The 6273-nt window shown below is 63.4% G+C and carries 4 protein-coding genes; all 4 read right to left on the bottom strand.

Annotated features, from left to right (window positions below):
* Positions 1-106: 106 nt before the first annotated feature.
* Entirely contained in the window at positions 107-1174 is a 1068-nt protein-coding gene (locus LN996_RS18565; RefSeq protein ID WP_231341866.1) for a quercetin 2,3-dioxygenase, read from the bottom strand.
* 82 nt (positions 1175-1256) lie between these two features.
* Positions 1257-3536: a family 78 glycoside hydrolase catalytic domain gene (locus LN996_RS18560; RefSeq protein ID WP_231341865.1), complete on the bottom strand. Its 2280-nt coding sequence runs from the start codon at positions 3534-3536 to the stop codon at positions 1257-1259.
* A gap of 73 nt (positions 3537-3609) precedes the next feature.
* Entirely contained in the window at positions 3610-4881 is a 1272-nt protein-coding gene (locus LN996_RS18555) for a glycoside hydrolase family 1 protein (RefSeq protein ID WP_231341864.1), read from the bottom strand.
* A 37-nt stretch (positions 4882-4918) separates the two neighbouring features.
* Positions 4919-6232 carry an MFS transporter gene (locus tag LN996_RS18550; protein ID WP_231341863.1) on the bottom strand — a complete coding sequence of 438 codons (1314 nt, stop codon included), beginning with the start codon at positions 6230-6232 and terminating at the stop codon, positions 4919-4921.
* Between the last annotated feature and the right edge of the window lie 41 nt (positions 6233-6273).

Genomic DNA, 6273 nt, shown 5'->3' with positions numbered 1-6273 from the left:
CCCGCCCCCCCCGCGGCGCGGCCACCCCCCCCCCCCCCCCCCCCCGCCCCCCCCCCCGCCCCCCCCCCCCCCCCCCTCACCCCCCCCCCCCCCCCCCCCCCGTTCCCTAGATATCCAGGGCTGACCTGCGCTGCGGGGGAGGTCCAACCACTGTCAGGTCCATCTCGGCCTGGGCACGTCCGAAACCTTCCATGTCCATGTAGGGCGCGCCGCCTTCTGTGTAGTTGTAGTCCTCGGTGGGCTCGTTGAAGTACTCGAAGAAGCCGTTGAAGACCGAGGGCGTCAGGAAGCCCACCATCTGGGTGTTGTGGGCGTCGAAGGCGAAGGAGTGGATGGTGCCGGCCGGTGCGTGGACGAAGTCGCCCTTGGTCAGCAGCATTTCCCGTCCGTTGGCGTAGAGCCACATGCGTCCCTCAGTGCAGAGGAAGTTCTCGGTGTGCTCGGAGTGGAAGTGCAGCGGGATGTAGGGGGACTTGGCACCCTTGGTATGGACGGCGAAATAGTTATCTCCCGTGTTCTTTGGCCGTGAGAGGTAGGAGAACATGGTCTGGTAGCTGACAAGCCGCTGGCCTTCGCCAGCACTGAGGAAGTACGGGCTCAGCGACGACGGCAGGCCGGCGTTCTGCTGGAAACTCGGCTCGACGCGTTCGACGTCCGGGAAAGTGATCCCGAACTCGGCGCCCACTTCTGCCTGTTCCTGCAAGGTCAGCCGGTGGCCGGCGCGTACAGGAGGAACGTGGGAGTCGATGGGTGTGCCTACGCGCTCGTAATAGGCTTCGGCGCCACCGGGCGTCATCCAGTTGAGGAACCGCGTGTAGTGGCTGGCCATCCGGTAAGCGTGGGGCGTGCCAGGGGGAATGACGACAGAGTCTCCCGGGGTCAGGATGCGGCTTTCCCCGGGCAACCAGACATGGAGGATTCCGTCGAAGACGTACAGCGTCTTGTGTTCAATGGAATGTGTCACGAAGGCAGACTCGGCACCCATGCCGCCTGAGACATACGCGGCGCTGAAGATCCCGCCGGTGTCCGCGGCCCGGGCGATGACCGTGACCAACTGGCCGTTGATCTCGTACCGCGCGCCCTCGCCGGATGCCATGTAATAGGGGACGGCTTCGCCTGGCAACGTGTTGGCCACGGGAAGTGTTGTGTTCATTTCCTCGACGCTGAGGGACATGTGGTTCCTTCTTTCCTTCGTCGGCATTAATACCTGGTTCAAGCTTTACTCATCGGATGGTGGCCGTGCCTGTGGGTTTCACTCAATGAAAGGTGAGCGTGGCCGGCGAGACGGTCCGCTGGTGGTGTCCTGGTCCGATGATTTCCTCGTCCACGCCCGGGAGCTGCAGAACGGCCTCACTGCCCTCGGGCACCGTGACAGCGACGTCGAGGCGCCCGTCAAGGAGTTCCCACCGGACCGTTGCCAACCCCAGCGGCGTTTCCAGGCTGGACTCCGCCCACTGCAGTCCGCCTCCGGGCCGGGGCGCAATGAGGATTCGACGGTAGCCCGGTTCCAGGGGTGCCAGTCCGCCGATGGTCCTGTGCATCCAGTCCACCACCGCGCCGAGCGCGTAGTGGTTGAAGCTGGTCATCTCGCCGGGATTGATGCTGCCATCGGGAAGCATCGAGTCCCAGCGTTCCCAAATAGTGGTGGCGCCCATGGAGACCGAGTACAACCAGGACGGGTTCTCGGTCTGGAGCAGCAAACGGTAGGCCACATCGAGGTGGCCGGTATCAGTCAACGCGTCCGTAACGAACGGTGTGCCAGCAAATCCTGTGGAGATGAGGAACCCCGATTTTTCCACCAGTTCGGCCAGTCGGTGCCCGGCAAACTCACGGTCGGCATCGCCCAGGATTCCGAAAACAATCGCCAAAGCGTAGACCGTGGTGCAGTCGCTGGTGATCACGCCGCCAGAGACATACTGCCCGGTGAACGCGGCCTGGAGTTCCTTTGCCATTTCGCTGAACTCGGTTGCTGCGGGCTCATCTCCGAGGACCGTTGCGGCGGCGGCCACCAACGATGCTGTTCGGAACGCACACAGCGTTGCCACCACATGCTTGTCGGCCTTTGCTGCCCATGGCTGGTCCGGGGAAGCATCGGGATCGAGCCAGTCGCCGAACTGGAATCCTGTGTCCCACAAACCGTTGGCCGAAAGCTTGCTCCGAAGCCTCCGGGCGTGCCCGGTCATGGACTCAAACTGCTCCTCGAGCACGCGTTTGTCCCCGTAGGCCGTCCACAGCGCCCAGGGAACCCACACGGCGGCATCGCTCCACACAGCTGCCGTATCCGGCGCTCCGAACTCGGCTGGCTGTTCAATGTACTTGAGGACGTTGGGGACAACGAACGGCACCAAGTCGCTGTCGTGTTTCTGTTCGAGGGCAAGGTCACGGAGCCAGTCGCGAAGGAAGTCCCGGCTGTCGAACAGGAAAGCGGCACTTGGTGCAAATGCTGACAGGTCACCGGTCCAGCCGAGGCGCTCATCGCGTTGCGGGCAGTCCGTGGGGACGTCCACGAAGTTGCCGCGCATGCCCCACACCGCATTCTCGTGAAGGCGGTTGAGGAGCGGGTCAGAGGACGTGAAGTGGCCGATCCGCTTCATGTCCGAACTGATAACGACGGCGGTCAGGCCGCCCAGGTCCCGAAGGGCGTCGGCGCCGCCGGGCCAACCTTCAACTTCGGCGTAGCGGAAACCATGAAAGGTCAGTGTCGGCTCGAAGACGTCATCGCCGCCGGAGAGTGTGAACCGATCCGTGGCCTCCGCCGAACGCAGTGGCCTGGTGCCCAGCTCATCTTCTTCCAGGACTTCCGCGTGGCGGATGGTGACCACCTGACCGGCAGGGCCGGTCACGGACACACGCACCCAGCCCACCATGTTCTGACCGAAATCCACCAATACCTTTCCGGCCGGCGATGTCCACACCGTAACCGGTTGCAGCTCCAACTGGCGGCGAACCGGTGGGCCGATGTACGGTTCGAGGCGGCCGAGGTCGTCGTCGAGTGCGCGCACTGCCGACCATTCACCGGAGGTGAAGCCCGGCGCCAACCACCCGTCGTCGAAACGGCGCGCGTCAATCGACTGGCCATCGTAGAGGTCGTTGGCGGTGGTGGCCGACGGCCCGGAAATCCAGGATTCGTCGCTTCCAATGATCTGTTCGTGGCCGTCGGCAAAACGAACCCGGAGCTCGGCGAAGGCACCGAGTTCCTGGCCGTAGTATCTGGATCCGCCCGCCCACGCCAGCCGCCCCCGGTACCAGCCGTTTCCGAGCGCCAGCCCAATCACCGTCGTCGTACCTACCAGGTGGGTGACGTCCAGTTCGCGGTACCGGACCCGCCATTCATAGCTTGACCAACCCGGCGTGAGCAGGTCCTCCGAAGCGCGTTCGCCGTTGACCCATGCTTCAACAACGCCGAGCGCTGAGAGGAACAGGGTTGCGGACTCTACGTCTCCGTGACCGTCGTCCAGGCGGAACTCTCCGCGGAGCCGCGGTGCGCCGTCGAACTCCTTGTCTGCAGCGATCATGCGGGCGTGCCAGGTAGTCATCAGTGGTCTCCAGGGTTGTTACGGGGTTCGGTGAGAGTGCTGTTGCGTTGCGAACGGGGTAAGGCCGGCCCGTCTATGCCGGTTGGATTGCGAGGTCCAGCGAGGCACCATTGCTCTGTGCCACGCCACCCAGCCAGTGGGCGCTCGGCTTGGGCGTACGCTCCTGGGTTGCCCGGTCAACCGAGATCAGGCCGAACTTGGGAACGTAGCCAAACACCCATTCGAAGTTGTCGAAAGCAGTCCAGGCGATGTAGCCGCGGACATCGATGCCGTCCGCCAGACAGGACGCGACACCGCTGACCGCTGTGCGGAGATAGTCCAGGCGTTGGTTGTCGTCCTCGGTTGCCAAGCCGTTTTCAGTGACGATGACGGGGATCCGTGCAATGCGGGCAGCCTCGCGGATGGTCGCCTCCAAACCCTCCGGGTAGATTTCCTCGCCCATCTGGTTTGTGGGAACTCCATCCTCGGCATGAACCAGGCCGTCAGCTCCAAACACTGTGCGTCCGTATGTCTGGATGCCCACGAAGTCGTCTCCGCGGGAGGCTTCCAGGAAGCGCTCGTTGACCTCGCGGCGAATACGGTCTGCGTTTGCTTCGCCGCCCGTTGCGGCGTGAATGTCCGTGTTGGCCAGCGTCCAACCAACCATCAACCCGGGGTAGCGCGCCTTGATGGCATCACGTCCGGCTCGGTGCGCTGCCAGTTTCACATCGAAGCCGGCTGTGGAGACCGTGAACTGGAAGGGGGCGACCCGTGATGCCTCGATGTTGAGACGCTCCGCAGCTGCCGCCCAGATCGGCACTTGGCCACGGCTCTCGGCAGGACCGCCGCCGATGCCAATTTCCTTCAGCAACCATGGAAGGTTGGGTTCATTGAGGGTGCAGGCGACGCCGATCAGGTCACCAAGGTGCTCGGTGACGCGGTGGCAATAGCGGGCAAAGCGTTCCGGCGTCGCCGCATCTTCCCAACCACCGGCGGCAAGCAGCCACAACGGCGAGGTGAAGTGATGGAACGTCACCACGGGAGTCAGACCGTGCTCGTGGCACGCTTCCAGGACGCGTCGGTAATGGTTAAGTGCGGCTGTCGAGAATTGTCCTTCCTCAGGCTCGATCCGTGCCCATTCCAAGGAGAAGCGATAGGTGGTGAATCCAAGGCCCGCGATGAGTGCGATGTCCTCACGGTAGCGGTGGTAGTGGTCGATCGCGTCGCCGGAAGGCTCAGCGAAGATCGTGCCGGGCAGTTGCTCCAGGAACCAGGTGTCGCTGTTGACGTTGTTCCCTTCGACCTGGTGCGCGGCGGTGGCGACTCCCCAGAGGAAGCCGTTGGGGAAAGACTGGGACGTGGTCATATGTTTCCTTTTTGGTCTGTAGATGGGCCGGCCGCTTTTAGCGGACACCCTTGATGAACGTGACGGTGATGCTGCCCAAGGCGCACAGCGCGGCGGCCCCGAACCAGAGGAAGCCATAGTTGTGGCCGCTGCCAAGGGCGAGGATTGCCGGGGCCGCCGCAGGAACGATGATGTTGGGAATGCTCAGTGCGAGGCTGAAGACGGCCATGTCCTTACCGGTGTCGCGGGCATCAGGAAGGACAGCAGCGCACAGGGCGAGGTCCACGGTGAGGTACATTGCCTGGCCCATGGCGAAGATGATCCAGGCCACAACGAACTGTTCAAAGGACGTTGACGTGGCACCAAGGACAAGGGCCGTCGCCATGAGGAGCGCAGCAGCGACGACAAATGGCTTACGACGGCCGATCTTGTCGGAAAGCCAACCGGACGCAGTGAAGAACAGGATGCTGACAGGGGCAGAAATCAATGTCAGCAGACCGGCGCTCTTGCCGGCTTCGGCGATCGGCATGCCGAGGCCGTCCATCAGGAAGAAGATGAAGTAGGCAAACAACGCCGTCATCGCGATACCGGCAAGGAACCGTGAAACCCATGCCCATGCGAAGTTGGGGTGCTTTCGCGGGTCCACGAGGAACGACTTCGCCAGGCCTTTGAGGTCCAGCGGCGGAAGCTCCGCGCGGGTCTTAGCCGGGTCTTTGTAGAGCACCAGCAGTGGAATGCTGCACACAAGTGCCAACAGCACGGGGACGCACATCATGAGCAGTGGCGCATCCACCAGCCAGGCGGCAAGGTAGGACCCCGCAGACATCGCCAGTGCGCCGGCCATGCCCATGGCGCCCATGACACGTGCGCGTTTGTTGTCCGGAAGTGCCTCGATGGGGATAACTGCATAGGCATTGAAGGCAGCCTGCGCCGATACCAACGCAACTATGTACGCGGCGACGATGACAGGCGTGGAGGGAACCGTGCCAATGACCGCTGCAGCAAGCAGGGCTGGGACAAGACCGCCGATGATCCAGGGTCGACGGCGGCCGAACCGGCCCGCGGTGCGGTCGGACAGGGTGCCGGTAAGCGGGATGGTGACGAGCAAAAGCAGTGAACTGATGGAGACAGCCATGCCGTAGCTGGTCTCCTTGGCTGCGGGATCAACTGCTGCGAGGCGCAGCGAGAGGGCTGTGCCAAGGGTCAGGCTCATGATGTACATGCCCAGCGCGGCGATGAGGACCAGTGCCATGGTCTTTTTAGTGGACGGCTGCTGCGGTGCAGCGCTCGACGGCGGTGCTGCCGCTCCGGTGGCTGCTGCTGTGCGCCCGGCAGGTTCGATGACCTGTGCCTGCGTTGTGGGGTCACCCATGAAAATCCTCCTTTGGACCAGAGCCACCATTGGCTCTTTGT

The sequence above is a fragment of the Arthrobacter sp. AK01 genome (assembly GCF_021109375.1).
GTDB lineage: Bacteria > Actinomycetota > Actinomycetes > Actinomycetales > Micrococcaceae > Arthrobacter.
Note: the sequence above shows the minus strand (reverse complement) of the source record. Positions and strands in the feature narration are given on the sequence as shown.